21 protein-coding genes and 1 tRNA gene are annotated in these 24,829 nt (G+C 40.6%); 15 read left to right on the forward strand and 7 right to left on the reverse strand.

The genetic code is table 11. The annotated features are described in order from the left end of the window. Nucleotides 1-19 precede the first annotated feature (19 nt). The 5 genes from BM015_RS12975 (at nt 20) to serA (ending at nt 6,346) form a co-directional block, all read left to right on the forward strand. Nucleotides 20-1,867, forward strand: coding sequence for an amidophosphoribosyltransferase (locus BM015_RS12975; RefSeq protein ID WP_090659062.1), 1,848 nt, complete (start codon nt 20-22; stop codon nt 1,865-1,867). A 128-nt stretch (nt 1,868-1,995) separates the two neighbouring features. After that, nucleotides 1,996-3,318 (forward strand): cation:proton antiporter, encoded by a 1,323-nt coding sequence (locus BM015_RS12980; RefSeq protein WP_090659065.1) that lies wholly within the window; start codon nt 1,996-1,998, stop codon nt 3,316-3,318. Nucleotides 3,319-3,358: 40 nt separating this feature from the next. Further along, nucleotides 3,359-4,660 carry a cation:proton antiporter gene (locus BM015_RS12985; protein WP_090659067.1) on the forward strand — a complete coding sequence of 434 codons (1,302 nt, stop codon included), beginning with the start codon at nt 3,359-3,361 and terminating at the stop codon, nt 4,658-4,660. Between the two features lie 99 nt (nt 4,661-4,759). Beyond that, nucleotides 4,760-5,011 carry a type B 50S ribosomal protein L31 gene (locus BM015_RS12990; RefSeq protein WP_090659069.1) on the forward strand — a complete coding sequence of 84 codons (252 nt, stop codon included), beginning with the start codon at nt 4,760-4,762 and terminating at the stop codon, nt 5,009-5,011. A gap of 102 nt (nt 5,012-5,113) precedes the next feature. Beyond that, nucleotides 5,114-6,346, forward strand: a complete 1,233-nt coding sequence (serA, locus tag BM015_RS12995; protein WP_090659073.1) for a phosphoglycerate dehydrogenase — start codon at nt 5,114-5,116, stop codon at nt 6,344-6,346. Between the two features lie 21 nt (nt 6,347-6,367). Here the strand turns inward: serA and BM015_RS13000 are convergent, their stop codons facing one another. From BM015_RS13000 to BM015_RS13010, 3 genes are all read right to left on the reverse strand, one after another. Continuing rightward, nucleotides 6,368-7,108 carry a tyrosine-protein phosphatase gene (locus BM015_RS13000; RefSeq protein WP_090659075.1) on the reverse strand — a complete coding sequence of 247 codons (741 nt, stop codon included), beginning with the start codon at nt 7,106-7,108 and terminating at the stop codon, nt 6,368-6,370. A 13-nt stretch (nt 7,109-7,121) separates the two neighbouring features. Then, on the reverse strand, nt 7,122-7,667 hold the full coding sequence (locus BM015_RS13005; RefSeq protein WP_090659077.1) for a UpxY family transcription antiterminator: 546 nt from the start codon (nt 7,665-7,667) through the stop codon (nt 7,122-7,124). Between the two features lie 81 nt (nt 7,668-7,748). Continuing rightward, entirely contained in the window at nt 7,749-9,851 is a 2,103-nt protein-coding gene (locus BM015_RS13010; protein ID WP_090659207.1) for a carboxy terminal-processing peptidase, read from the reverse strand. 172 nt (nt 9,852-10,023) lie between these two features. Here BM015_RS13010 and BM015_RS13015 point away from each other — a divergent pair. Both BM015_RS13015 and BM015_RS13020 read left to right on the forward strand, forming a co-directional pair. Continuing rightward, nucleotides 10,024-10,099 (forward strand) — tRNA-His (locus tag BM015_RS13015). Between the two features lie 380 nt (nt 10,100-10,479). Next, a complete protein-coding gene (locus tag BM015_RS13020; protein ID WP_090659079.1) occupies nt 10,480-11,724 on the forward strand; it encodes a PQQ-dependent sugar dehydrogenase in 1,245 nt (414 codons plus the stop codon). A gap of 47 nt (nt 11,725-11,771) precedes the next feature. On the opposite strand, the gene BM015_RS13025 is transcribed toward BM015_RS13020, so the two are convergent. From BM015_RS13025 to BM015_RS13035, 3 genes are all read right to left on the reverse strand, one after another. Then, entirely contained in the window at nt 11,772-12,635 is an 864-nt protein-coding gene (locus tag BM015_RS13025) for a sugar phosphate isomerase/epimerase family protein (protein ID WP_090659209.1), read from the reverse strand. Between the two features lie 59 nt (nt 12,636-12,694). After that, the gene (locus BM015_RS13030) at nt 12,695-14,251 is read right to left on the reverse strand and encodes a Gfo/Idh/MocA family protein (protein ID WP_090659081.1); all 1,557 of its coding nucleotides are present in this window, start codon (nt 14,249-14,251) and stop codon (nt 12,695-12,697) included. Nucleotides 14,252-14,359: 108 nt separating this feature from the next. Further along, the gene (locus tag BM015_RS13035) at nt 14,360-15,361 is read right to left on the reverse strand and encodes an alpha/beta hydrolase family protein (RefSeq protein ID WP_090659083.1); all 1,002 of its coding nucleotides are present in this window, start codon (nt 15,359-15,361) and stop codon (nt 14,360-14,362) included. Between the two features lie 87 nt (nt 15,362-15,448). Here BM015_RS13035 and BM015_RS13040 point away from each other — a divergent pair, with 87 nt between their 5' ends. The 3 genes from BM015_RS13040 to BM015_RS13050 all read left to right on the forward strand — a co-directional run bounded on the left by BM015_RS13040 (nt 15,449) and on the right by BM015_RS13050 (nt 17,513). After that, nucleotides 15,449-16,039, forward strand: coding sequence for a peptidylprolyl isomerase (locus BM015_RS13040; RefSeq protein WP_090659085.1), 591 nt, complete (start codon nt 15,449-15,451; stop codon nt 16,037-16,039). A 42-nt stretch (nt 16,040-16,081) separates the two neighbouring features. Continuing rightward, complete coding sequence (locus tag BM015_RS13045; protein WP_177191902.1) at nt 16,082-16,621, forward strand: NADPH-dependent FMN reductase; 540 nt, start codon at nt 16,082-16,084, stop codon at nt 16,619-16,621. Between the two features lie 64 nt (nt 16,622-16,685). Beyond that, nucleotides 16,686-17,513: an SMP-30/gluconolactonase/LRE family protein gene (locus BM015_RS13050; RefSeq protein ID WP_090659086.1), complete on the forward strand. Its 828-nt coding sequence runs from the start codon at nt 16,686-16,688 to the stop codon at nt 17,511-17,513. 84 nt (nt 17,514-17,597) lie between these two features. Here BM015_RS13050 and BM015_RS13055 read toward each other — a convergent pair whose 3' ends face one another. Then, nucleotides 17,598-18,023: a hypothetical protein gene (locus BM015_RS13055; protein WP_090659088.1), complete on the reverse strand. Its 426-nt coding sequence runs from the start codon at nt 18,021-18,023 to the stop codon at nt 17,598-17,600. Between the two features lie 511 nt (nt 18,024-18,534). Here BM015_RS13055 and BM015_RS13060 point away from each other — a divergent pair. From BM015_RS13060 to BM015_RS13080, 5 genes are all read left to right on the forward strand, one after another. Then, nucleotides 18,535-19,323 (forward strand): PhzF family phenazine biosynthesis protein, encoded by a 789-nt coding sequence (locus BM015_RS13060; protein WP_090659090.1) that lies wholly within the window; start codon nt 18,535-18,537, stop codon nt 19,321-19,323. 4 nt (nt 19,324-19,327) lie between these two features. Continuing rightward, entirely contained in the window at nt 19,328-19,807 is a 480-nt protein-coding gene (gene rnhA / locus BM015_RS13065) for a ribonuclease HI (RefSeq protein WP_090659092.1), read from the forward strand. A gap of 88 nt (nt 19,808-19,895) precedes the next feature. Next, nucleotides 19,896-21,206: an aspartate kinase gene (locus tag BM015_RS13070; RefSeq protein WP_245751409.1), complete on the forward strand. Its 1,311-nt coding sequence runs from the start codon at nt 19,896-19,898 to the stop codon at nt 21,204-21,206. A 135-nt stretch (nt 21,207-21,341) separates the two neighbouring features. Beyond that, nucleotides 21,342-22,361, forward strand: coding sequence for a glutamine synthetase beta-grasp domain-containing protein (locus BM015_RS13075; RefSeq protein ID WP_090659096.1), 1,020 nt, complete (start codon nt 21,342-21,344; stop codon nt 22,359-22,361). 147 nt (nt 22,362-22,508) lie between these two features. Then, on the forward strand, nt 22,509-24,701 hold the full coding sequence (locus tag BM015_RS13080; protein ID WP_090659099.1) for a glutamine synthetase III family protein: 2,193 nt from the start codon (nt 22,509-22,511) through the stop codon (nt 24,699-24,701). The last annotated feature ends 128 nt before the right edge of the window (nt 24,702-24,829 follow it).

Genomic DNA, 24,829 nt, shown 5'->3' on the forward strand with positions numbered 1-24,829 from the left:
TTGCGCCTTCAATTCCCCAATGAGTGATGCAATAAAACATGAATGCGGCCTCGCCCTCATTCGTTTAAGAAAAGATTTTTCTTATTATCTCCAACAGCATGGAACGGTAATGTACGGGCTTAACAAGCTCTACCTTTTAATGGAAAAGCAGCATAACCGCGGTCAAGATGGCGCAGGTATTGCTGCAGTTAAATTAAATACCACTAACGGCTCACCTTTCCTTCATCGTGTACGCAGTAATGCACAGCAACCTATTGCTGATTTGTTTTTTAAGCTTGGTGTAGAAATAAATGAGCTGGAAAAATATCAGCCTGATATTAAAAAGCACCCGGAATTAATGAAAGGCCATGTGCCGCTGGTTGGAGAATTGCTGCTTGGCCATTTACGGTATGGCACCCAGGGCAAAAATGATGTTGAATTTTGCCATCCCTTTATAAAGAGAGATTTCACGCCCGGCAAAAACCTTGCACTGGCAGGTAATTTCAACCTGGTAAACAAAGACGAATTATTTGATCTCATCAATATAAACCCCGGCCCGTTTCAAAAGCAAAGCGACCTGGCCGCCATGATGGAAGTAATACATCATTTCCTGGCGCTTGAAGAAGACAAAAACCCCGCTAAAGCCTGCATTGCCAACGCCCTGAGAAAGGCTGCTGTTTTGTTTGATGGCGGCTTTACGGTTGGCGGTCTCACCGGTAATGGCGCTTCATTTGTTTTAAGGGATGCGCATGGCATTCGTCCTGCTTATTATTATATAGACGACGAAGTGGTTGTTGCAGCGAGTGAACGTGCAGCCATCCGCACCTCGTTTAATGTGGGTGAAAATGAAGTGCATGAATTAATGCCGGGCAAGGCATTAATAATTGATGCGGATGGGAATTATGTAATGGAGCAGGTGCTTGAACCAAAAGAAAGAAAAGCCTGCAGCTTTGAACGTATTTATTTCAGCCGTGGCAGCGATGAAAAAATTTACCGTGAGCGTATTGCACTTGGCTATCATTTAAGCAAGGGCGTTTTAGATGCCGTTAATTACGATTTAAAAAACACCATCTTCTCCTATATTCCTAACACTGCGGAAGTTGCTTATTTTGGTTTATGCAAAGGCATGGAAGATTACCTTAATCAAACCAAAGTTGAAAGAATCTTAAGCTGGGGAAATGATGTTACGGAAGAAAAGCTGCAATCCATCATTAACCGTAAAATCCGGCAGGAGAAAATTGCGATTAAAGATGTAAAACTGCGCACCTTTATTACGGAAGACAGCAGCAGGGATGAAATGGTGCAGCACGTTTATGACATAACCTACGGCACCGTTCGCAAAAATGAAGATACGCTGGTTGTTATAGATGACTCCATTGTTCGCGGCACAACGCTTAAGGAAAGCATTGTGCGCATGCTGGCAAGGCTTCAGCCAAAAAAAATAATCGTTGTTTCTTCTGCACCGCAAATACGCTATCCTGATTGTTATGGTATTGACATGAGCAAGCTTGGCGATTTTATTGCTTTCCGTGCAGCAATTGAACTGTTGAAAGAAAGTGGCAATGAATGTATTATTGAAGACGTTCATCAAAAAATACTGGAACTGGAACGCTGCAATAAACTCACCGAAGAAAATATGGTGCGCCATATATATAAACCATTCACAACGCAGGAAATATCAGATAAAATAGCCCGGCTCATCACACCAAAAGACATAACTGTACCTGTACAGGTTATTTACCAAACTATTGAAGATTTACACGAAAGCTGTCCCACCAATACCGGCGACTGGTATTTTACCGGCAATTATCCAACGCCGGGCGGCAACCGGGTGGTAAACAAAGCTTTTTTGAATTATATAGCTAAAAAAAACGTAAGAGGTTATTAGAATTTTCATTCATGCAATGACTGCTAATCTTAATTTCCCTTAAATTCCTATTACATTTATAGGATTATTGGAATTTAATCCTTTATTTTGAAATCGAAAACCAGCAACTTACCACCAAAAATGTCTTTATGGTTTCAAAACTTAGCTCTGAAGAAGTGCTTAGCTTTCTCATTATTGTAAGTATTATACTCATTACAGCCCGCGTTTTAGGAGAAGTATTCCGTAAGTTTAAACAGCCTGCAGTAATAGGCGAAATACTTGCCGGTATCCTCTTAGGGCCATCCTTGCTTGGCACCGTGGCGCCTGATGTTTTCAATGATCTGTTTACCAGCAGCAATGGAATTCCTTACAAAGCTTTTGACGGCCTTGCCCAGATAGGTATTATTCTTCTCATGTTTATTGCAGGTTTTGAGGTTGACCTGAAGCAGATACGTTTGCAGGGAAAAAAGGCCGCTTCCATAAGCCTTATGGGTTTGATATTCCCTTTTGCGCTTGGATTTCTGGCGGTGTGGTTTTTTTACGAAAGGATTTTTTCGGATGCGGCCCACACCAATCTTGTTATACCCGCCATGTTTTTTGGCACCGCATTATCTATAACCGCCTTATCTGTAATTGCCAAAATATTGCTTGACCTCAATATTCTTCGTTCCAAAATAGGCAACCTTGTACTTACCGCCGCAATGATAGATGACTTTCTCGGATGGATATTATTTTCCATTATTATCCAGATGATGGGTAAAACAGGAGAGGGATCATTTGCGTCGGTGGCAATGGTTCTTGGTTTTACCGTTTTTATTTTAACTATCGGCAGATGGCTTGTTGATAAAGTATTAATGATTGCAGATAAATTTTTATCTACCGGCGGCGTAATGACCTTGTCCGTAAGCCTTTGTCTTTTAAGCGCCGTTTTAACGGAATATCTTGGTGTTCGTGGCATATTTGGCGCCTTCCTGATGGGCGTGGCTATTGGCGATTCCAAATATTTTCCTGAAAGGTTACAAAACATTCTTCACCAGTTTGTAGTAAATATTATTGCACCTTTATTCTTTGCATCAATAGGGCTGCGGGTAAATTTTGTTACCAATTTCAATTTTGAAGTTGTTGCCATCATCCTGTTCATTGCATGCTTCGCAAAAATTATCGGCGCAGGCATTGGCAGCCGCATGAGCGGCATGACGAAAAACGAATCTTATGCGGTTGCATTTGGAATGAATGCCCGCGGTTCGCAGGAAATTGTACTCGGCGCTCTGGCGCTGCAGGCGAAAATAATTGATGAGCCCATTTTTGTAGGCCTGGTGGTTATGACCGTAGTTACCATTTTGATAGCAGGCCCGCTAATGAAATATTATATAGGTAAGGAGCATAAATTAACCCATAATAAAGTAGCAGGCGGGCAGCCACCAGGTATTGAAATTATGAGCCAGCCGGAAAAGACTATTGCCGGCATTTAATAAATATTAAGCGTTTTATCACCATCAAACTCCGGCAACTATGGTTTCCAAACTTAGTTCTGAGGAAGTATTGAATTTTTTAATTATTGTAAGTGTTATCCTGGCTGCAGCCCGAATCCTGGGAGAAATATGCAAAAAATTAAAGCAGCCGGCGGTTATAGGGGAAATATTTGCGGGTATTTTATTGGGCCCTTCCTTATTTGGAGCTTTCTTTCCCAACACTTTCCAGCATGTTTTTATATCGCAGCCACGGTCTTATGCGGCTTTTGACGGCCTCGCCAATGTAGGCATTATATTACTGATGTTTATCGCCGGTTTTGAAGTTGATCTGAAGCAGATACGCAAGCAGGGTAAGCAGGCCGCCTCCATCAGCATACTTGGATTGATTTTCCCTTTTATGCTTGGCTTCGCCACGGTTTATTTTTTTTATGACAACCTTTTTTCTTCTGCAGAAAGCAACAGGGGCATTGCAGCCATGTTCTTTGGCACCGCATTATCCATCACAGCTTTGTCGGTAATTGCAAAAATTTTGCTGGACATGGATATGCTGCGCTCCAAAATAGGCAACCTTATACTTACGGCTGCCATGATCAATGATTTTTTGGGATGGATACTATTCTCGATTATTATTCAGCTAATGAATACCGGGAAGCAGGAAGGCTCCTTTACCTCGGTGAGCATGGTATTGCTATATACTGGTGTGCTGCTTACAATAGGAAGATGGCTGGTTGATAAAATCCTCATGATCGCCAGCAAGTTTTTTTCAATAGGCGTAATGATAACTTTGGCCGTTTGCCTTTGCTTGTTAAGCGCCGTTCTCACTGAATTTCTCGGCGTGCGGGGCATATTCGGGGCTTTTATAATGGGCGTTGCTGTTGGCGACTCTAAATTTTTTCCTGAAAAACTACAGCAGATATTGCACCAGTTCGTCATTAATATTATTGCACCGTTATTTTTTGCTTCAATAGGCCTAAGAGTGAATTTCATTGCCAATTTTAATATTGAAATAATTTTAATAACGGTACTTATTGCAAGCGTAGCTAAAATTATCGGTTCCGGAATTGGCGGCAGAATAAGTGGCCTTTCTAAAAATGAATCAAATATTATTGCTTTTGGCATGAATGCACGTGGTTCGCAGGAAATTGTATTGGGCGCTCTTGCCTTGCAGGCCAAAATCATTGATGAACAGGTTTTTGTGGCTTTGATTGTAATGACCATAGTAAGCATTTTAATCGCCGGCCCTGCCATGAAATATTATCTTAACAAAGAAATTGCAGAAAAAAAGCTTGCAGAGCCGCAGATTGCAGTTGTAACTGCAACAGAAAGTAAAGTAGCCGGTTGAAAAATGGAAGCAAATATCATTTGGTAGTGAACCCCGCCCGGCTTATCTTTGCGCTCCTTTAAATTTAAAATACGGCAAAATCCGTAGAAAATTATAGTTATGAAAAAAGATATTCATCCAAAAGCATACAAGCAGGTAGTGTTTAAAGATATGAGTAACGGTTATAGTTTTTTAAGCCGTTCAACAGCTTCTTCCAAAGAAACTGTTAAGTGGGAAGATGGAAACGAATATCCGCTTATAAAGCTTGAAATTTCGAATACGTCGCATCCATTCTATACAGGTAAAAATGTATTGGTTGATACAGCCGGGCGTATCGACAAATTCCGCAAACGTTACGAAAAGAAAAAATAAAAAAGTTCAAATCCCTCCGGCAAACGGGGGGATTTTTGTTTACACCAATCCTTCCCTTAAAAATATTTCACAGGATTTATTTTTGCAGGAGAGCAAACAATTATGAGTAAGACTACTTCTTATCCCAAAGAAAAAATTAATATTCTTTTTCTTGAAAACATTAGTGATAAAGCTGTTGACCTTTTTAAAAGAAACGGTTATGTAAATGTAAAAAAGCTTGGCGGCGCTTTATCGGAAGATGAACTGATAAAGCAAATTGCCAATGTGCACCTTTTAGGTATCCGTTCAAAAACGCATATAAGCGGGAAGGTTTTAAATGCGGCTAAAAAGCTGCAGGCAATTGGTTGCTTTTGCATTGGCGTAAACCAGGTGGATTTAGAAGCCGCTACAAAACATGGCGTTGCAGTTTTTAATGCGCCGTACAGCAATACCCGCAGCGTGGCCGAACTGGTAATTGGCTTAAGTATCATGCTTATTCGCCGCATACCTGATAAAAATAAGGCAGCACATGAAGGCGTTTGGATGAAAGATGCGAAGGGCAGCTATGAATTGCGCGGTAAAACGCTCGGTATTATAGGGTACGGCAATATTGGTTCACAGGTGAGCGTGTTAGCTGAAGCGCTTGGAATGAAAGTGATATTTTATGATGTGGAAACAAAGCTTCCGCTTGGCAATGCCCATGCCGCTAAAAGCATGAAAGATTTACTGGGCCAGGCCGATATAGTTTCATTGCACGTACCGGAAGTGGAACAAACAAAGAACATCATCAATAAAAACACACTCAAGCATTTTAAAAAAGGAGCAATACTTATAAATTATGCAAGGGGAACCGTTGTTGAAATCCCGGCGCTGGCAAAAGCTTTGCAGGAAGGTTTATTAAGCGGCGCAGCTATTGATGTATTTCCTGTGGAGCCGAAAAAAAATGGTGATAAATTATCCAGCCCATTGCAGAACCTTCCTAATGTAATTCTTACCCCACATATTGGCGGCTCAACTGAAGAAGCGCAACAGAATATTGGCGAGGACGTAAGCATCAAGCTTTTTAATTATCTTGAAAATGGCGTTACCAATGGTTCTCATACGGTGCCTGCCATAGGCCTGCCACCGGTTGAAGGCGCTCACCGCATCTTGCATATTCATAATAATGTGCCCGGTGTTTTAAGCGCTATTAATACGCAGCTTTCCGATCATAACATTAACATCGTGGGACAATATTTAAAAACAAATGATGAAATTGGCTACGTTGTGCTTGATGTGGATAAACGCCTTTCCAAACAGGCAATGGAGTTGCTGAAAGATGTAAAGGAAACCATTAAAGTAAGGGTGCTGTATTAATTGGTTTCAACTAAAATAAAGCTATAACAGCAATTCTTTATTCCTGATATTAATGCCTTCAAAAAGTTTGTAAAAGCTCTTCCTGGATGCAAGGTCTTTCAGGCCGTTCAGGTGGTTTTCGTGGTGCATATCTGTTCCCACCAAAGTAACCATATTTTTCTTCAAAAGATTTTGAGCGGTTTTCTTTGGCCCTTCGCCATAATAGCCCATCAGTGATAAAATGTTTATCTGCAAATAACAGCCAAGATCAATAAAACGCTGAAATGTTTCAATATTGCCTGCGTAATAATTATAACGTTCAGGATGAGCGAGCACAGGTTGCAAACCTTTAAGCTTAAGCTGGAAAATGGCGCTCTCAATATTGTTCGAAGCTGCCACATACGACATCTCGATAAGAATGAGGCTCTTTCCAAACGTAAGTAAAGGCTTGCCTTCCATAACATGGTTTTCAAAGTCAAGGTCAACCATATATTCGGCTGCAGCCTCCACCTGTATACCAATGTTATTTTCCAGTAAAGCGGTGCGAACCAGTTCAAGTTTTGGCAAAATGGTTGCGGGCGAGTTAGGATAAACTTCAGCCAGGATATGCGGCGTACAAATAAGCTTCTGATAACCCATTTGCTGCAACTGCCGTATATAACTTACCGTTTGATCAATTGTTTGCAGGCCATCGTCAAGGCCCGGCAATAAATGCGAGTGCATATCTGCACCAATAAAGGAAAGATCGGGCGTTGCTTTTTTAGTACCAAACAATGAAAACATGCGCGAATTTAAGTTATGAGAGGGTCATATTATCATCATTATAATGCGTGTTTTTAAGATGAAGGTGTTCCACCGGGAATTCAACAACCAAAACCTGTTCAAGGCTTTCGAGCCGTACATACACCTTTTTATTTCCACCTTTTAATACGGTGCCTTCAGCATCCATAAAAACACCTTTTCTTATCACCACTTTATTATTTGTTTTAAACTGCCGCAGGTTTTCTACCGTTATATGCGCATCTTTTTCGAGCAGGTATAACTTTATCAGTTCAATTTCCTCATCGCGTATAACCGCAGGCTTTTTTAAATGATGAACAAATTGCACAGCGCCATCGGTTGACAGCACTTTTATTCTTTCATCATCGGTTATGTGCACAAATACATACGATTTAAACAGCGGGTCTTCTATAATTTTTTTCCGGTCGCTCCACTGGCTCTCTTTTTTTTGTACGGGGCACCAGCTTTCAACGCCTTTTTCCAGCAACTTGCTGTTTACTTTTTTTTCCCAGCGGGGCCTGGTGTAGATGGCAAACCATTTTTTACCGCTTTTGTTTTCCATGGTAAAATTTCATAGTGAGATATTTCCCAAAAATAATAAGGGCATCTTAAATAAAAGAATGCCCTTATTAAACTAATAAAATCAGTGCGCTTTATTAATATCGTTAATTACGTTTACCGTTTCGTTTATATAAATATCTTTCTGAACATTCTTCAGCCACTGCAGGTACCTTCCGCCTTTTGCACTGTCGGCATTGCTGTAATATTTGGCACTGTCTTCCGGAACAGGCTGAATATTCATTGGAACTTTTAAACTGAATAAGCTGTCATCCTGTTTAACTGTATTTCTAAGAAGGCTTTGCTGTTTCCGGTATTCGGTAAGATTAAGGCTGTAATTTCTATTTGCATTTTCTTTCAGCCATAATGCATTTTTTGCCAATGCATTAAATGCGGGGTTTGCCTGTATACGGTTTTTGGCTTCAGTTTCAACTGCAGCCCAGTTTATGCCGGTGTTAAATTCTGTATAATCAGCTTTTGGCAACTGGTCCCAGGCGAGCGCTGTTGGCTGATCCCTTTCGCGGATCTTTAAATAATCGTAAGGATCAGGCATTGCAATATCGGGCGATACGCCTTTCAACTGGGTAGAGCCACCGTTTATGCGATAGAATTTTTCAAACGTAAGTTTAAGCGTACCGTATTCTGTTTGCCCGCTAAACAAATCAAGCGGTTTACCCAGTGGCAGTGTGCGCTGTACCGTTCCTTTACCATAAGTATCAGAGCCTACGATTATGCCGCGTTTATAATCCTGTATGGCAGCGGCAAAAATTTCAGATGCCGATGCGCTGAACTCATTTACCATTACCGCCAGTGGGCCTGTGTATAAAGCGGAGGTATCATTGTCTGGCAAAATAGCCGGTTTACCGTTGCGGTCTTTTACCTGCACAACCGGTCCGCTTTTAATGAATAAACCAACCATATTTACAACCTCAGGAAGTGAACCGCCGCCATTGTTGCGCAGGTCGAGAATAATGCCCTGCACATTTTCTTTTTCAAGTTTTATGATCTCGTTGGCCACATCCTGCGAGCAGCGGTTGCCATTCGGCCTTTCAAAATCTGCATAAAATTCCGGCAGGAATATGTATCCTATTTTTCCATTGGGCTGATTGATAACAGCGCTCCTGGCAAACTGTTCATCCTGCACAATTTCATCTCGTATAAGTGAAACAACTTCTGTGGTGCCATCCGCTTTTTTGAAAGTGAGCCTCACTTCAGAACCTTTTGAGCCGCGAATGATTTTAACGGCATCGGTAACGGCATAACCTCTTACATCAACCGGCTCCTGGTTACCCTGTGCCACTTTTATTATCTCATCATTTACCTGCACTTTACCACTTTTCCAGGCCGGGCTGCCTGTGATTAAGCTGGCAATTTTTATAGCGCCGTCATCATCTTTTAACTGTGCGCCTATACCATAGAAACGCCCGCTTAAATCTTCTTCAAACGAACGACTCTCTACAGGTGGAAAATATTCGGTATGCGGGTCCATGAGATCGGTAACAACATTCACATACGCATTGAATTGCTCCTGGCCGTTAAAGATTAATTTCTGACGGTTAAAACTGCGGTCTAAAACAGTTTGCACTTTTGAACGTGCCATTTGTTCGAGCTGTGCATCTGTTTTTTTCCATGCGGTATCATCCAGATTGCGGCTGCGCTGCTGAAGAAGATCTGTATATTGCTCCAGTGTAAGATACTTTAAACGTTTGCGCCATAATTCTTTTCTTGAAGCTTCATCAACCGCATATTGGGCTTTATCATTATCCAAACTTATTTCTTCCTTAATGGTAAAATCAAAAGGCCTGGCGAGTATTTCTTTATACAAAGCCATTATTTCATCCACCCTTTTTAAATAAATGGAAGCCGCATTGCTGTAAAATTGCAAAGGGACGCCCTTATTAATTTCATCGTCAAGAATAAGCTCATATTTTTTCAAATAATCAACATCTGACTGCAGAAAAATATTTTTGTCAGGGTTAAGCGCCTGGAGATATTTTGTAAAAACCTGCTTTGAAAAATTATCATCAATGGGTTTGGGCGCATAATGTTTTTGCTCCAGTATAGTGCCTATAGCGGTTAACAGCATTTGCTCCTTCGTTTCCGGGGATTTATCGTTTCTCTTAAAAGCCCACAAAGTAATGCCCAGCAAAACGATCAGTGCCGCCGGTAATACGGTTCTTTTCAACATAATTTTAGAAATTTTTAATTGCATACGCACATTCAAAAATAAATTAAAAAAAAGATGCCATTTTTTTTATTATTTGAATTAACAAGACCTGAACAAATAAACGTTAAAAATGTATTGGCAAGTGTTTGCTTGCAACGCTTAATTCAGTTATTTTTGCACCCCTGTAAAACACGGAGATTGTAGCTCAGTTGGTTAGAGCGTCAGATTGTGGCTCTGAAGGCCGTGGGTTCGAATCCCATCATTCTCCCGGAAAGTCCCGCAAAAAAGCGGGGCTTTTTTTGTGCCAGAATCCGGCGAAATAGAAAGGAATTAATACTGCTGCTTACATTGTATGGCAGCGCAGCGAATATATTCTCAACCATTTGATTCAGTTATCAACCTTAAGATGTGTGCCTGCTGATGTTTCGGCAAGCATATAATTTTCCATTGCATTTGCCTATTGTGAACGCGACAATATAGAAGGCAAAACCAGGACAGATGATACAATGGTGCTTTATTACAATACAGCAGCCGGTTATCAATAATTCAAAAAACTTTTAAGTTTTCTAATCTCATCAGGATTATTATTTTGTATTATAATTGCATCTTCACAATTGCAAAAGCCTTTCATACCATTTAAAACACTTTTATGCATTTAAAAAATACTATTCTTTTATCAGCGGTATTGCTTTTTGTTTATTCAACAGGCTGTGCCAATGATGAAACATCTATTGCAAATAATACATCAAACAGCAGTGATACAACAGGGCTTGCTCCCGTTGAAACCAAATCTCCCAACAGTAATTATAAACCTGCTTTTGCAGGCCAGACAAGAATAAGCGGCGCCAAAACAACAACGCCTTATAAAGTGGAAAAGATTGCTGAAAAAATGGGTGCGCCTTTTGCCGTTGTGGCCATGCCTGATGGAAGATTGATGGTTACCTTGAAGAAAGGTTATATGGAAATTCATGATGCCAATGGTAAGCTGGTTAAGAAGATTGAGGGATTACCAGAAGTGCTGTTTGCAGGCCAGGGCGGCTTACTCGATGTTGCTTTCGATCCGGATTTTAAGAACAATAAAATGATGTATTGGTCTTACTCTGAAAAGAATGGTTCCAAAAACTTAACGGCTGTTGCAAAAGGCAAACTGAATGAAGCTGCCGGCAGAGTAGATAATCCAACAGTAATATTTCGTGCTACGCCTGCATTAAACAGCAACCTGCATTTTGGTTCAAGATTAATATTTGATAAGGATGGAAATCTTTTTGTAAGCGCCGGTGAAAGGTCTATTCTTGAAGGAAGGGCGCAGGCGCAGTTGCTTGAATCACATCTTGGTAAAGTATTTAAGATAACAAAAGATGGCAAGCCTGCACCGGGCAATCCATTCATTAATAAAGCGGGAGCCGCACCTGAAATTTACAGTTATGGCCATCGTAATCCGCAAGGTTTAGATATTAATCCCGCAACAGGTGAATTATGGGAAGTGGAATTTGGCCCTCGTGGCGGCGATGAGATAAATATTATTCGTGCCGGCAAAGATTATGGCTGGCCTGTTATTACGTATGGCATTGAATACAGCGGTGAAAAAGTGGGCGATGGCATTCAGCAAAAAGCAGGATTAGAACAACCGGTTTATTACTGGGACCCGGTTGTATCCCCAAGCGGCATCAGTTTTTATAAAGGCAATTCAATTCCGGAATGGAAGAACAATTTATTTATTGCCTGTTTAAGCGGCCAGCATATTGACAGGCTCATCATTAAAAATAATAAAGTGGTTGGTGAAGAAAGATTACTTGCAGATAAGAATGAGCGCTTTCGCGATATAGCTTACATGAATAATGCTTTATATGTGCTTACTGATAGCGGCGATTTGTATAAGATAAGCAGAAAGTAATAAACTAAACTTTTGGAAAGCTTTGAGCTTTCCAAAAGTTGTAACTATTATATTGAATGTATGTAAGGAACACTGTCTTTAAAATTTTCAAAACCCATCTCCACAAAATAATTTTTTACGCCGCCTGTTTTGGCAGCAGCAAAAAATTCTTTCCAGTTAATAACGCCTTTACCAATCGGCACTTCTTTTTTATCAGCCGTCCAGTCTGATAAATGTGATGATATAAACCTGCCTGGATATTTTTTAAAATAATCGGCTGCCTTATATCCCAGGTTAATCACTTCAGTTTGAAACTGCATCTTCACCAGATCAGGATTCAACTGCTTCATTAATGCATCATAAATTAGCTGGCCATCCAATGTTGCAAATTCAAATTCATGGTTATGAAAACCAGTTTGCATGCCTGCGGCTTTTATTTTTTCGGCAGCTTTATTTAACTTATCAGCAGCAGCGAGATAATCATTTAACGTTGCTGTTTTCGGCAGCCAGAAAGTAGAGCAAATCATTTGTGTCAAACCCATATCATGCGCAAACTGAATAGTGTCATCAATTTTATCAGCAGCAAATTCAGCAGCTCCAAAATGACAGCTCGGGCAGGTTAAGCCAGCATCTTCAATTGTCTTTTTCACATCGGCTGTTGGCATTGAAGCAAGAAAGCCAAAACCAATTTGCGCATAGCCTTTTGGCGAGCACAGTTCAATAAGTTTATAACCCATATCGGCCATAGTTTTCAAGGTGCCGGCAAAGTCTTTACCAAGTTTATCTTTTACACTCCATGATTGAAAGCCGATAGGCATATCATTGGACGCAGCAGCAGCCAATAACTCTTTTGGCAACTGTGATAATGCAAATGCAGCGCTTAATCCCAACGATGCTTTTTTAATAAATGAACGACGATGAATTGTATGCATAAAAAATGTTTTGTACGTTATTAAATTGTTTTGTTGATACTTCCCTTCGGGGATTGGGTTCAGATATTTTCCCATCCGCTCCTGTAAGTCCTGCTTAGATATTTGTTGGCATCTGATGAATTGGTGATCTTAACATTGGCAGCATCGTACTGCAACAGTTTATTCGATCTTAATGCTACAGCATATAAGTTCACTGCTTCAGTAATAGGCTCCGCTTCCCTGAAACTGCCAGGATATTGCTTGCCCGATTTACAGGCTTCAACAAATAATGGCAAAGCTTCTGACGTTTGCGTTACCTGGTCACGCGCATCAGCATTAGCTTTGGGCGCATCCATTTTCTTCCCTGAAATAATCTCGGGATTGTCCACATTAAAGCCTGCCAATATTTTTCCTTCTGTGCCAACAAACATCATCCCTTCCTGCGGCAGTTCTTTATTCTGGCTGAATAATTCTTCGGGAATGGGTGGCCTCATGCCGCCATCATACCAGCAAAGATCAACAGGCGGCCTGTTGCCGTTGGCAGGATATTTAAAACGAACCATGCTGGCCATGGGGAAAGAAAAATCGTTATTGATACGATACGGCACAGCGCCATTGAATGCACATACATGGCTGCGGCATGGAATAACGGTTGTGGGCGATGTTAACTTCAATGCATTAAACACCGTCCATAAACTATAATGCCCCATATCAGCCATGGAGCCACCCCCGAAATCGTACCAGCCGCGAAATACCATGTGCGTATAATCATGGCTGTAATCACGCATGGCTTCAGGACCAAGCCAGAGGTCCCAGTTAAAGCCATCGGGTATAGGTTGTTTATCTTTTGGGAGATCAGGATACTGCGGCCACACAGGGCGGTTGGTCCAGTTATGCACTTCAGTAAGCGTGCCAATAGCGCCGGCATTTATCCATGCCATCACAGTCTCCATCGAGCCATTGGAATCCCAGGGTATGAAATGTGTAATTACATTGCTGTTGCGTGCCATTTCAATCACCTTCTTTCCTTCCACCAGCCTGTTTGAAATAGGCTTATGCATCAGCACATGCTTACCACGTTTTATGGCTGCCATTGCCAGTACGCCATGCAAATGATCGGGCGTCATTATCTTAACAGCATCAATATCTTTTTCTTTGTCAAGCAGTTCACGTGCATCTTCATAAGCAGTACAGGCATTGTATTTCCATTCACTGTGCACGTTAGCATAATAACTATCAACAATTGATTTCCCGTTTTCCCTTCCACCCGGAATAATGTTATCGCCGCCCGGCTCCCAATTGTTATTCTTTAATGTTCCCCTGATAGCATCCCGCAGGTAAGTAGTACCCCAGTCGCGGTAACCAACAGCATAACGGTTGGGGTCGCAAACGGCCGTTACCTGAATCTGCGGCACTTCAAGTAAAGGCAATAATTCCCTTATGCCCTGCGTGCCGATGCCGATGTAAGCAAGCGTTATTTTATCACTTGGGGCGATATATCCTTTGCCTAATACATGCCTTGGCACAATGGTGAAAGCAGTGGCGGCAGTGGCTGTGATTGAAACAAAATCGCGACGGCTAAGGGTTCTTTTTTTTGCAGCATTGTTCGTCGGATTTTCATGAATGTTCTTTTTCATATAGCTTGATTGACGTTAGAAGAGGCAATAAAATTAAAAGATAAGCTGAAGTAATTGCAGGAATAATTTCGGTTAAAGTATGTATCAGAATGCCACAACTATTTCGTTTCAGCCTCTCTCCTTTACCGTTTGCACAATCTCTTTTATTATTTTATCAACATGGAATATAATGCTGTTATGGGCGCATTTCAGTTCAATCTTATCGGGGTTGCCGTAAATATCATTTAATAAATACTGGCATTTTGTATCAACCGCTTCATCGTATAAACTAATAAACTGCTTTATATATTTTGCCTTGCAGTTATGGCCAAGATAATATTGATCTGTTATAGCCCATGCTTTATTCAATTGATCTTCATCAATGCCTTTTTCAATAAATGACCGCTTTATATATTTTGTAAAAATGCTTTGCCAGGTAAGCGTTCCAAGCTTTGCCGCCGTTATAATGGGGAAATAAAAATCAACGGCCTCAACATTTGTTGCAAGTCCTGCCTGGAAACCGCCACTGCTCATGCCTATTATACCAATATTGCGATATTGATTCCTGAAATGATGAATAAGAAACCTTATTTCGGCAACAAACTGCCGGAAATTCATAATGGTTAAAAAAATATGCGGGCTTATAAATAATTCACCTGAATAAAGATTGGCAGGCGTTCTTTGCTGGTGAAAAGGTTTTATTAAAAGGCAACTGTCAATGCCATTGCTTAAAAACTGCCGGCAGATTTTTGACTCAAAATCAAGGTTCTTTCTTGCCCATCCCGGTGCAAATAACAATAAAGTATCATTGCTTTTGCAGTTTGAGAACAGCTTAAAAAATGCAGTATTATTTTCGGGCCAGTTTGTTGCTGCAGGCGAAGGATAAGAAAAGAACGCTTCATTATTTGCTGCATGCAGCTTAGTAATGTTATCATCAGAAGGTGCATTGAGCGTTGTATAAAAAAGTTCAGGTTGATTGAAAAAAGGCTGAACGGAGTTATAAAATTCATCAATGCTGAATTGCCTGTTATCAAAAACATCCTGCGGCAGTGTAACAGAGCACTTTCTTTTTATTGTGAAATAATCATAAACCCGATCTGCCAGGGGATATAGTTTTGAAGCAATGCCCATTATTCGTTTGACAATTTTTTTGTTTGTTTTGATGCATATTATTTTAAGAACTTCGTCTTTATTGATTAAGCGAATAAATATGCAAGCATGTTGAATTGCAGGAACCTCCTGATTATTTTTATTGTTTTTATAGCAGCCTGCAAGAGCGCTGAAAATAAAAACCCTCATATTGAAATCTCAACAAAGTTCGGAGATATAGAAGTAGAGCTTTATCCTGAACAGGCGCCTGAAACGGTAAAAGCTTTTTTGCGCTATGTGGATTCAGGTTATTATACAAATTCAGCTTTTTATCGTGTATTAAGAGATGATGAGCAGCCAAGCAATGCGCCAAAATCTGAATTGATACAAGGCGGCTTATGGAAAACAAATTATAAGCTTTCAGCAGGCCTGCCAGGCATTAAGCATGAAACAACCACACAAACAAAAATTCTGCATAAGAATGGCGTTATATCAATGGCAAGGCTTGAGCCCGGAACAGCGAATACAGAATTTTTTATTTGCGTTGGCGATCAGCCGGGTTTCGATTATGGTGGCGCCAACAATGCAGACGGGCAGGGCTATGCCGCTTTTGGCAAAGTGGTGAAAGGCATGAATGTAGTATATAACATTTATGATGCACCGGAAAGCGATGGCGAGTTTGATCCGTTGATCTATATTTTTAAAATAAAAAGATTATAAAGATGCAACGCCTAATAACCATTGCATCTTTTCATTCATAAAATGTATATAAAGAAAAACATCTTTGCTATTATTGGCAGCGCCAGTAAAAATTCTTCCAATTTAAAACTCGTACAAAAAATTGCGGCGCTTACCGCTGATGAGTTTACTATAAATATTTTTGAAAACTTAGCAGCGTTACCGCATTTCAATCCCGAATTATCCATTGAAAACACACCTCAGGTAATTATTGATTTTCGCAATGCTGTTCAGCAGGCTAATGGCATTATCATCTGCACGCCTGAATATATTTTCAGCATCCCGTCAGGCTTAAAGAATGCTATTGAATGGTGCGTTTCTACAACTGTTTTCTCAAAAAAACCGGCAGGGTTAATTACGGCTTCCGCATCCGGGATAAAAGGGCACGAAGAGCTTAAATTAATTATGCGCACACTTGAAACAATTTTCCATAACGATACCACTTTGCTTATAAATGGTATAAAAGCAAAAGTTGATAACAATGGAAATATAAAAGATGAACAAACCAATACAGCTCTGCAAACTTTTACTAATGCCTTTATAAAGCTTGTTAACAATAATTAAGGGTAAAAATGCTTTGCCACATGGCTGAGCTATTATATTTTTATCGTTCAATAAAACAGCTATTATGAAAATCTTGTACACCGTAATCTTCTTTTGTTTTTGTTTGCTGAATACAACATTTGCGCAGCACAAGCTCACAAAGCTTTGGGAAACCGATTCTTCATTAAAAGTGCCGGAGAGCGTTTTGCTTGACAGGGATAATAAGGTTTTATACGTATCAAATATCGATGGCACTGATCCCTGGGGCGCAGATGGCAAAGGGTCTGTTGGAAAGGTTGGGCTTGATGGGAAAATAATTGCAGCAGACTGGGTAACCGGCTTAAACTCTCCCAAAGGCCTCGGTCTGCATAAAGGCAAATTATATGTTGCCGATCTGTCAAACATAGTTGTAATTGACACTAAAAAAGAGGCCATTGAAACCATCATAAAAGTTGACGGCGCAGGTGGCCTGAACGACATCTCCGTTGGAGACGATGGTGTGATTTGGGTATCGGATTCTAAAAATAAAAAAATATTCAGGGTTGAAAATGAGAAAGCAAGTGTTTATCTCGAAGACCTTAAGGGCCCCAATGGCGTGTTAATGCATAATAAAACGCTTTACATTTTAGATAACGGCGGTGCCTACAAAGTAAATGATGATAAAACACTAACCCTGCTTGCCGAGGGAATGGAAGGTGGAACTGATGGTATTGAAAATACTGGCGGCAGCGACTTTATTGTTTCTTGCTGGGCAGGCGCAATATGGTATGTTAGCCCCGGCAATAAACAGTTATTGCTTGATACCAGGGAAGAAAAAAAGAATACGGCAGATCTTACTTATGATGCAGACAGCAAGATTGTATATGTGCCAACTTTTTGGCGAAACAGCATAGCAGCTTACCAGCTCGACTAAATAAAACAGCCACGAATACACAGTTGAATTATTATCTATCCAATTGGTATTCGTGGCTGTTCACTTTTAATAACTCAGAAGTCCTTAGCTTATCAGCTTATCATGGCTAAAAAGATAGGGTATAAAAAAGGCTGCAAGGCATCCAATTATTACCTGCGTGCCCACTACCATAAATTTAAAATCTCCGGGAGCGCTGCCCATTATTGATTGCCGCGCCATAATTCCTAAAAAGAAAATGATCACCGTAACCAGCACTACCACCATCCTGTAAAAAGCAATTCCCTTCTTAAGATTGTGTACAAAAAGGTAAAACATCCAGCCGCATGCTATTAGCTGGCAGATGGAACCAAAGACAATCACGGTCACATCCAGGCCATTGAATTCATAAAATTGTGTAATGCTTCTGTAAGCAAGTACAAATAAAGTATTGGCAACACACGCAGTAAGGCCCGCAAACAAACCGCTCAGGATGCCGCGGGAAAAATCGGTTTGGGAATACTCGTAATTCATATAGCAAGTTTTAGATTAACAGTACAAGGTAGTAAACTTGCCGGGCAATTTCAAAAGGTTTTTTGCAGGTTAAAGAATGGCTTGATTATCAAAAAATAGCAAAGATTGATGGATGGTTTTTTAGCAGAAAACTGTTCGTTTTGCAGTAAACTACATTAGGTTATGAATCCGAAAAACATTTAAGGGCTTAAATTCGTTTATTTATATTCAGCAAAAAAAGGGTGACCGCATCCCGCTGGCCACCCTGATTTAACCCTGCTGCAAATCTTAAATATTGTGAGTTAATTACTGCGTGTTTTATAAATAGACCTTGTATTTTCCGCAAGGTTTAATCAGTTTAAAAAAAATTTTTTACCGGCCTGCTTCCTTCAAACCCATTTTGTTTTCTCTTATTTAGAATGCAATTTTGCCAAGAGCAAGAAAGCCTGTAATGATTTTGCCGGTAAAACATTTTTACCATACAGAGAAGTTTTTTATTGGACATCTATCTCGCTTATAAGAAAAATAACAGATGAAACTACCTATATATATTGTTGATGCTTTTACCGGCAAGCTGTTTGGCGGCAACCCGGCGGCTGTTTGCCCGTTGCAGGAATGGCTGCCTGAAACAGTAATGCAAAACCTTGCCGCTGAGAATAATCTTTCAGAAACCGCATTCATTGTTCAGGAAGGTGATCATTTTCGCATTCGTTGGTTTACACCTTCAACAGAAGTAAAACTTTGCGGCCACGCCACGCTGGCAAGCGCTCATATATTTTATACTGAACTCGGTTATTCAAAACCTGAAATACATTTTGAAAGTTTAAGTGGCTTATTAAAAGTAATGCACCAAGCTGAAAAAGTTTACACGCTTGATTTTCCTGCTAATCCCCCCGAACCAATTACTAAAATTCCGGAAGGCTTGTTTGAAGGGCTTAAAATTGAAAATGCAACAGTTTTTAAAACCTCATTTGATTATATGGTTTTAATGCCGGACCAGCGCAGCATAGAAAACCTGCAACCTGATTTCGCCAGCCTTGCCAAAGTAAAAGCCAGGGGCGTTGTTACAACGGCCAAAGGAGACGATGTAGATTTTGTATCGCGGTGTTTTTACCCGCAAAGCGGTATTAATGAAGATCCTGTTACCGGTTCTGCACATACAATCATGGTTCCTTATTGGTCAAAAGAATTGGGCAAAACAACATTATCTGCCGTCCAGCTTTCAAAACGAAAAGGTTTCCTTGAATGTGAATTGAAAGAAAACCGCGTGTTAATGAGCGGCCAGGCCGTTACGTATCTTAAAGGAGAATACACCATTTAGTATTATGCCCGAAAAACAATTAATTATTTATACTGATGGGGCCGCCAGGGGCAATCCTGGGCGAGGTGGCTACGGCGCTATTTTAATGTGGGGCAATAAACAAAAAGAGTTGTCTGCCGGTTACCGGCTTACCACTAATAACCGCATGGAATTGATGGCTGTTATCGTTGCCTTAAAGGCACTAACAAAGGAGGGGCTGAATATTCTTATTTATACCGACAGCCAGTATGTTTTAAATTCAGTTGAGAAAAAATGGCTTGATGGCTGGGTCAGGACCAATTTTAAAGGCGGCAAAAAAAATAAAGACCTCTGGATGGAATATTATCATCTCGCCAAAAAACATTCTATAAAATTTGTTTGGGTAAAAGGCCATGCCGATAATATCCACAATAACCGTTGCGATGAATTAGCTACTGCCGCTGCCGATGGCAACAACTTGCTTATTGATGAAGGCTATGAACAACTGCAAAACAAACTTCTGTAACAGTTTACCCATTAATTTTGCGCACTTTTAAAACCAGTTTATAAAAAAATGAACCTTACTATCAGGTTCAGGAGATGTTATGAAAATTATGAAATTCGGCGGTACCAGCGTAGGTACGCCACAGCGTATGAACCAGGTGCTTCAGCTAATTACGGCTGATGATAAACCTAAAATAGTTGTGCTGAGCGCTTTAAGCGGAACAACGAATGCCTTGGTTAATATTAGTAACGCTATTGCAGAAGGCTATCGCGGCGAAGCAGCTAAAAAAATTGAAGAACTGGAGGCGCATTACCGAAAGTTTGTTGATACGCTGGTTTCTACGGAAGAAGGAAAGAAGAAAGCGAACGCTATCGTTTCCGAGCATTTCGAGTTTTTAAATATTATTCTTAAAATATCGTTCAGCGAAGCTTTAAACAAAGATATTCTTGCACAGGGCGAATTGCTCAGTACTAAATTATTCAGCGTTTACCTTGAAGAGATAAATGAAGATCACATACTGCTGCCTGCACTTGAATTTATGAGTATAGATGCGCAGGGCGAGCCTCAAATTGGCAGCATTAAAGTGAAACTTAGCCAGTTATTACAGCATTATCCTGATACAAAGTTGTTTGTAACCCAGGGTTACATCTGCCGCAATTCAAGGGGTGAAGTTGATAATTTGAAACGAGGCGGCAGCGATTATACCGCATCACTCATTGCCGCAGCTTTAAATGCAGAAGTTTGCGAAATATGGACAGACATCAGCGGCTTGCATAATAATGACCCGCGCATTGTGGACAAAACCGTTGCAGTAGAATACCTGAGTTTTGACGAAGCGGCTGAACTGGCTTATTTCGGGGCGAAAATCCTGCATCCAGCCTGTATTTGGCCTGCACGTTCGTATAATATCCCGGTTAAATTATTAAATACAATGGAGCCGCAAGCTCCGGGAACAACCATTAACCAGGATGCAATGAGCGTGGGTGTGAAAGCTGTCGCAGCCAAAGATGGTATTATTGCCATTAAAATCAAGAGCAGCCGTATGTTGCTGGCTTATGGCTTTTTAAGAAGGATATTTGAGGTATTTGAAAAATACAAAACGTCTATTGATATGATTACCACTTCAGAAGTGGCAGTTTCTGTTACCATTGACGATTCCACCCATCTTCAGCAAATTATAAAAGAACTGGAGCCGTTGGGAACAGTCGAAACTGATACAGATCAAACCATTATATCAATTGTTGGTAATGAAATAGCCCAATCTGAAGACATATTAAAAAAATTATTTAATTCGCTTGATTCAATACCGGTAAGAATGGTAAGTTATGGGGGAAGCCATCATAATATTTCGTTACTTATTGCTTCAGATTATAAGAAACAAGCCCTGCAATCAATAAACGCAGGGGTTTTCGGGTTATAAATCTGAAAAACTAACGATTGCTGTTAACATATAAATAAAAATTAAATGTTTTATTTTTTAATGATTTTTCATAAAATTTAAAGAAATAAATATTTTTTTATTTTATTTCTTTTCTTTTGCAAAAATTTACTACTTATGGCAGCAACAAAACTCGAGTACATCTGGCTTGATGGTTACAAGCCCACCCAAAGCCTGCGCAGCAAAACAAAAATTGAAAAAGATTTTAGCGGTAACCTTGAAGACTTACCGTTATGGAGCTTCGATGGTTCTTCCACGGAGCAGGCTCCGGGCGGCGCTTCTGACTGTTTATTGAAACCAGTTTTTATGGTGAAAGACCCGCAGCGTAAAGATGCTTATCTTGTTATGTGCGAGGTACTTAATGCAGATGGCACTCCTCATGAATCTAACGGGCGCGCTACCATAGAAGATGATGATAATGATTTCTGGTTTGGTTTTGAGCAGGAATATTTCCTCTGGAACCCCGAAACCAGCAAACCGCTTGGTTTTCCGGCAAGCGGTTATCCCCGACCGCAAGGCCCTTATTACTGTTCTGTTGGGGCAGCCAATGCATTTGGCCGCGATATTGTTGAAGAACATTTGGATGCCTGTCTTGAAGCGGGTTTAAATGTTGAAGGCATTAATGCGGAAGTTGCTGCCGGCCAGTGGGAATTCCAGATTTTTGCCAAAGGTGCTAAAGAAGCCGGCGATCAAATTTGGATTGGCAGATATTTAATGGAACGGATTGGTGAAAAATACGGCGTTTCAGTAAACTGGCATTGTAAACCGCTTGGCGCATTAGACTGGAATGGTTCGGGCATGCATGCTAACTTCTCTAACAGCACGTTGAGAGATGCAGGAAGCAAAGAAATATTTGATAAGATTTGTGAAGGTTTCCGTCCCGTGGTTAAAGAACACATTGCAGTTTATGGCGCTGATAACCATTTGCGTTTAACAGGCAAACATGAAACAGCCAGCATCCACGATTTTAGCTACGGCGTTTCCGACCGCGGTGCATCTATCCGCATTCCTGTAATGGTGCCTGCAAAAGGATGGAGAGGTTACTTAGAAGACCGTCGTCCGAATTCTGCCGCCGATCCATATAAAGTGGCAGCACGCATCATTAAAACGGTTAAAGCTGCAGAAGCCGGCATATAATAACTATTATATACAATAATTAAAAACCCGGTATAAGCCGGGTTTTTAATTTGTAAAAAAATAGAACTTAAATATAATATGTATAATAAAGCCTCCTTCTTACAGAAAATTTCAGTTTTTTTGTTTAAAACTTAAAAAAATATCAATATGTCTTTACGATTCGATGCCGTTAATAAGCTTAGCGGGGATGCAGAGCATGTTTCAGTGAATAGCTCAGGTAAAATAAGCGCCATATTTGGCGAAAACGTTTTTACGCTTAAAACGGCCCGCGAATTTTTAAGCAATGAAGCATATAAAAGCCTTTCTTCCAGCATAAAAGATTCAAAAAGAATAGACCGTTCTGTTGCCAATCAAATTGCAACAGGCATGCGTGCCTGGGCCGAAAGCAAAGGCGTAACACATTTCACGCACTGGTTTCAACCTTTAAGCGGCACAACAGCCGAAAAACATGATTCCTTTTTTACATTGAAAAGTGATGGGATGCCTATTGAAGAATTTGACAGCGCGGCGCTTATTCAGCAGGAACCAGATGCATCTTCGTTTCCAAGCGGCGGTTTAAGGGCCACTTTTGAAGCCCGCGGTTATACGGCCTGGGATCCCTCATCTCCTGCGTTTATCATGGAAATTGGCCATGGCAAAACGCTTTGTATTCCCACTATATTTGTTTCCTATACCGGCGAATCACTTGACTATAAAGCGCCTTTGCTAAAAGCGCTTGAGGCTTTAAATAAATCCGCCGTTGATGTTTGTAATTTCTTTGATAAAAATATTTCCCGCGTTACGGCTACGCTTGGCTGGGAACAGGAGTATTTTGTAATTGATGAAGGCCTCGCCAATGCCCGTCCGGATATTATTTTAACCGGCAGAACGGTTTTTGGTGCTTCACCTGCAAAAGGCCAGCAACTGGAAGATCATTATTTTGGTTCTATACCGGAAAGGGTTTACGCTTTTATGCGCGACTATGAAATGGAAGCTTATAAACTAGGCATCCCGCTAAGGGCAAGGCATAACGAGGTAGCGCCTTCACAATACGAATGTGCCCCGATATTTGAAGACGTAAACCTTGCTGTTGATCATAACACGCTCTTAATGGATATTTTAGACCGTGTGGCCCGAAGGCATAACCTGCGTGTGCTGATGCATGAAAAACCTTTTGCAGGCATAAACGGCAGTGGTAAACATAATAACTGGAGCATGGCAACAGATACCGGTGTTAATTTATTAGCGCCAGGCAAAACGCCAAAAACCAATCTTATGTTCCTCACATTTTTCGTGAACACCATTAAGGCGGTGCATGATTATGCTGATGTTTTACGGGCTGCCATTGCTTCAGCATCTAATGATCACAGGCTTGGCGCCAACGAAGCGCCACCCGCAATCCTTTCGGTGTTTATCGGCGATTATCTTACCAATGTTTTGAATGATATTGAAACAAGGGTGGGTGAAAAATTTGATGAGCAGGATGAAGCTATCCTGAAATTAGACCTGCACCGCAGCATCCCTGAACTGATGCTGGACAATACCGACCGCAACCGCACTTCGCCCTTTGCATTTACCGGCAATAAATTTGAGTTTCGTGCCGTAGGTTCTTCCGCAAACTGCGCTAACGCAATGATTGCCTTAAATACTATTATGGCTGAAACGTTGAAACAGTTTAAGAAAGATGTGGATGCGCTGATGGATAAAGGCGATAAAAAAGAAATTGCCATTATGCACATCATTCAAAAATATATTGCAGAAAGCAAGAATATTTTGTTTGAAGGCGATAACTACAGCCAGGAATGGCACCATGAGGCAGAGCGCCGCGGTTTATCAAACACACCTACAACGCCGCTGGCGCTTGATGCAATGGTGAGCGATAAAGCAAAAGAATTATTTGAAAGCAATAAAGTTTACACGCATTCTGAAATTGAGGCGCGCCATGAAATTGAACTGGAAAAGTATATAAAGAAAGTGCAGATTGAAGCAAGGGTTATGGGTGATCTGGCACTTAATCATATTATACCTTCAGTTGTAAAATACCAGAATGTATTAATTGAAAATATCCGTGGTTTGAAAGAAGCCGGTTTACCAGAATCTGCTTATGCCAGCCAGTTGGAAATATTGAAGCGCATATCCGGTCATTTGCAGGAAGTATATACAAAAGTGAAAGACCTGATTGAGCACAGAAAGATAGCAAACAACATGACCGATACACGAACAAAAGCTATTGCTTATTGCAGCGATGTAAAGGAGAAGTTTTTTGATGGCATCCGTTACCATGCAGATAAATTGGAAACATTGGTGAATGATGATAACTGGACATTGCCGAAGTACAGGGAATTATTATTTTTAAGATAGCATTTAAATAAAGGCCGCTCAAAAAACTGAAGCGGCTTTTATTTTAGCCTTTCAGCTGAATAGTATTAATATTGCTGAAGTGGTGCGACGCAACCGTGATGCCACAAGGAACTCTTGCTGATGCCCCA

The sequence above is a fragment of the Parafilimonas terrae genome, assembly GCF_900115755.1.
GTDB lineage: Bacteria > Bacteroidota > Bacteroidia > Chitinophagales > Chitinophagaceae > Parafilimonas > Parafilimonas terrae.

Excerpts from the sequence above, each read along its gene's own strand:
- BM015_RS13075 (WP_090659096.1), top strand. The coding sequence starts at position 21,342 with ATGGCAGCAACAAAACTCGAGTACATCTGGCTTGATGGTTACAAGCCC.
- BM015_RS13030 (WP_090659081.1), bottom strand. The coding sequence starts at position 14,251 with ATGAAAAAGAACATTCATGAAAATCCGACGAACAATGCTGCAAAAAAA.
- BM015_RS12985 (WP_090659067.1), top strand. The coding sequence starts at position 3,359 with ATGGTTTCCAAACTTAGTTCTGAGGAAGTATTGAATTTTTTAATTATT.
- BM015_RS13000 (WP_090659075.1), bottom strand. The coding sequence starts at position 7,108 with ATGTTTTCATTGTTTGGTACTAAAAAAGCAACGCCCGATCTTTCCTTT.
- BM015_RS12975 (WP_090659062.1), top strand. The coding sequence starts at position 20 with ATGAGTGATGCAATAAAACATGAATGCGGCCTCGCCCTCATTCGTTTA.
- BM015_RS13025 (WP_090659209.1), bottom strand. The coding sequence starts at position 12,635 with ATGCATACAATTCATCGTCGTTCATTTATTAAAAAAGCATCGTTGGGA.
- serA (WP_090659073.1), top strand. The coding sequence starts at position 5,114 with ATGAGTAAGACTACTTCTTATCCCAAAGAAAAAATTAATATTCTTTTT.
- BM015_RS13045 (WP_177191902.1), top strand. The coding sequence starts at position 16,082 with ATGTATATAAAGAAAAACATCTTTGCTATTATTGGCAGCGCCAGTAAA.
- BM015_RS13005 (WP_090659077.1), bottom strand. The coding sequence starts at position 7,667 with ATGGAAAACAAAAGCGGTAAAAAATGGTTTGCCATCTACACCAGGCCC.
- BM015_RS13020 (WP_090659079.1), top strand. The coding sequence starts at position 10,480 with ATGCATTTAAAAAATACTATTCTTTTATCAGCGGTATTGCTTTTTGTT.
- BM015_RS13010 (WP_090659207.1), bottom strand. The coding sequence starts at position 9,851 with ATGTTGAAAAGAACCGTATTACCGGCGGCACTGATCGTTTTGCTGGGC.
- BM015_RS13050 (WP_090659086.1), top strand. The coding sequence starts at position 16,686 with ATGAAAATCTTGTACACCGTAATCTTCTTTTGTTTTTGTTTGCTGAAT.
- BM015_RS13040 (WP_090659085.1), top strand. The coding sequence starts at position 15,449 with ATGTTGAATTGCAGGAACCTCCTGATTATTTTTATTGTTTTTATAGCA.
- rnhA (WP_090659092.1), top strand. The coding sequence starts at position 19,328 with ATGCCCGAAAAACAATTAATTATTTATACTGATGGGGCCGCCAGGGGC.
- BM015_RS13080 (WP_090659099.1), top strand. The coding sequence starts at position 22,509 with ATGTCTTTACGATTCGATGCCGTTAATAAGCTTAGCGGGGATGCAGAG.
- BM015_RS13070 (WP_245751409.1), top strand. The coding sequence starts at position 19,896 with ATGAAATTCGGCGGTACCAGCGTAGGTACGCCACAGCGTATGAACCAG.
- BM015_RS13035 (WP_090659083.1), bottom strand. The coding sequence starts at position 15,361 with ATGGGCATTGCTTCAAAACTATATCCCCTGGCAGATCGGGTTTATGAT.
- BM015_RS13055 (WP_090659088.1), bottom strand. The coding sequence starts at position 18,023 with ATGAATTACGAGTATTCCCAAACCGATTTTTCCCGCGGCATCCTGAGC.
- BM015_RS12980 (WP_090659065.1), top strand. The coding sequence starts at position 1,996 with ATGGTTTCAAAACTTAGCTCTGAAGAAGTGCTTAGCTTTCTCATTATT.
- BM015_RS13060 (WP_090659090.1), top strand. The coding sequence starts at position 18,535 with ATGAAACTACCTATATATATTGTTGATGCTTTTACCGGCAAGCTGTTT.
- BM015_RS12990 (WP_090659069.1), top strand. The coding sequence starts at position 4,760 with ATGAAAAAAGATATTCATCCAAAAGCATACAAGCAGGTAGTGTTTAAA.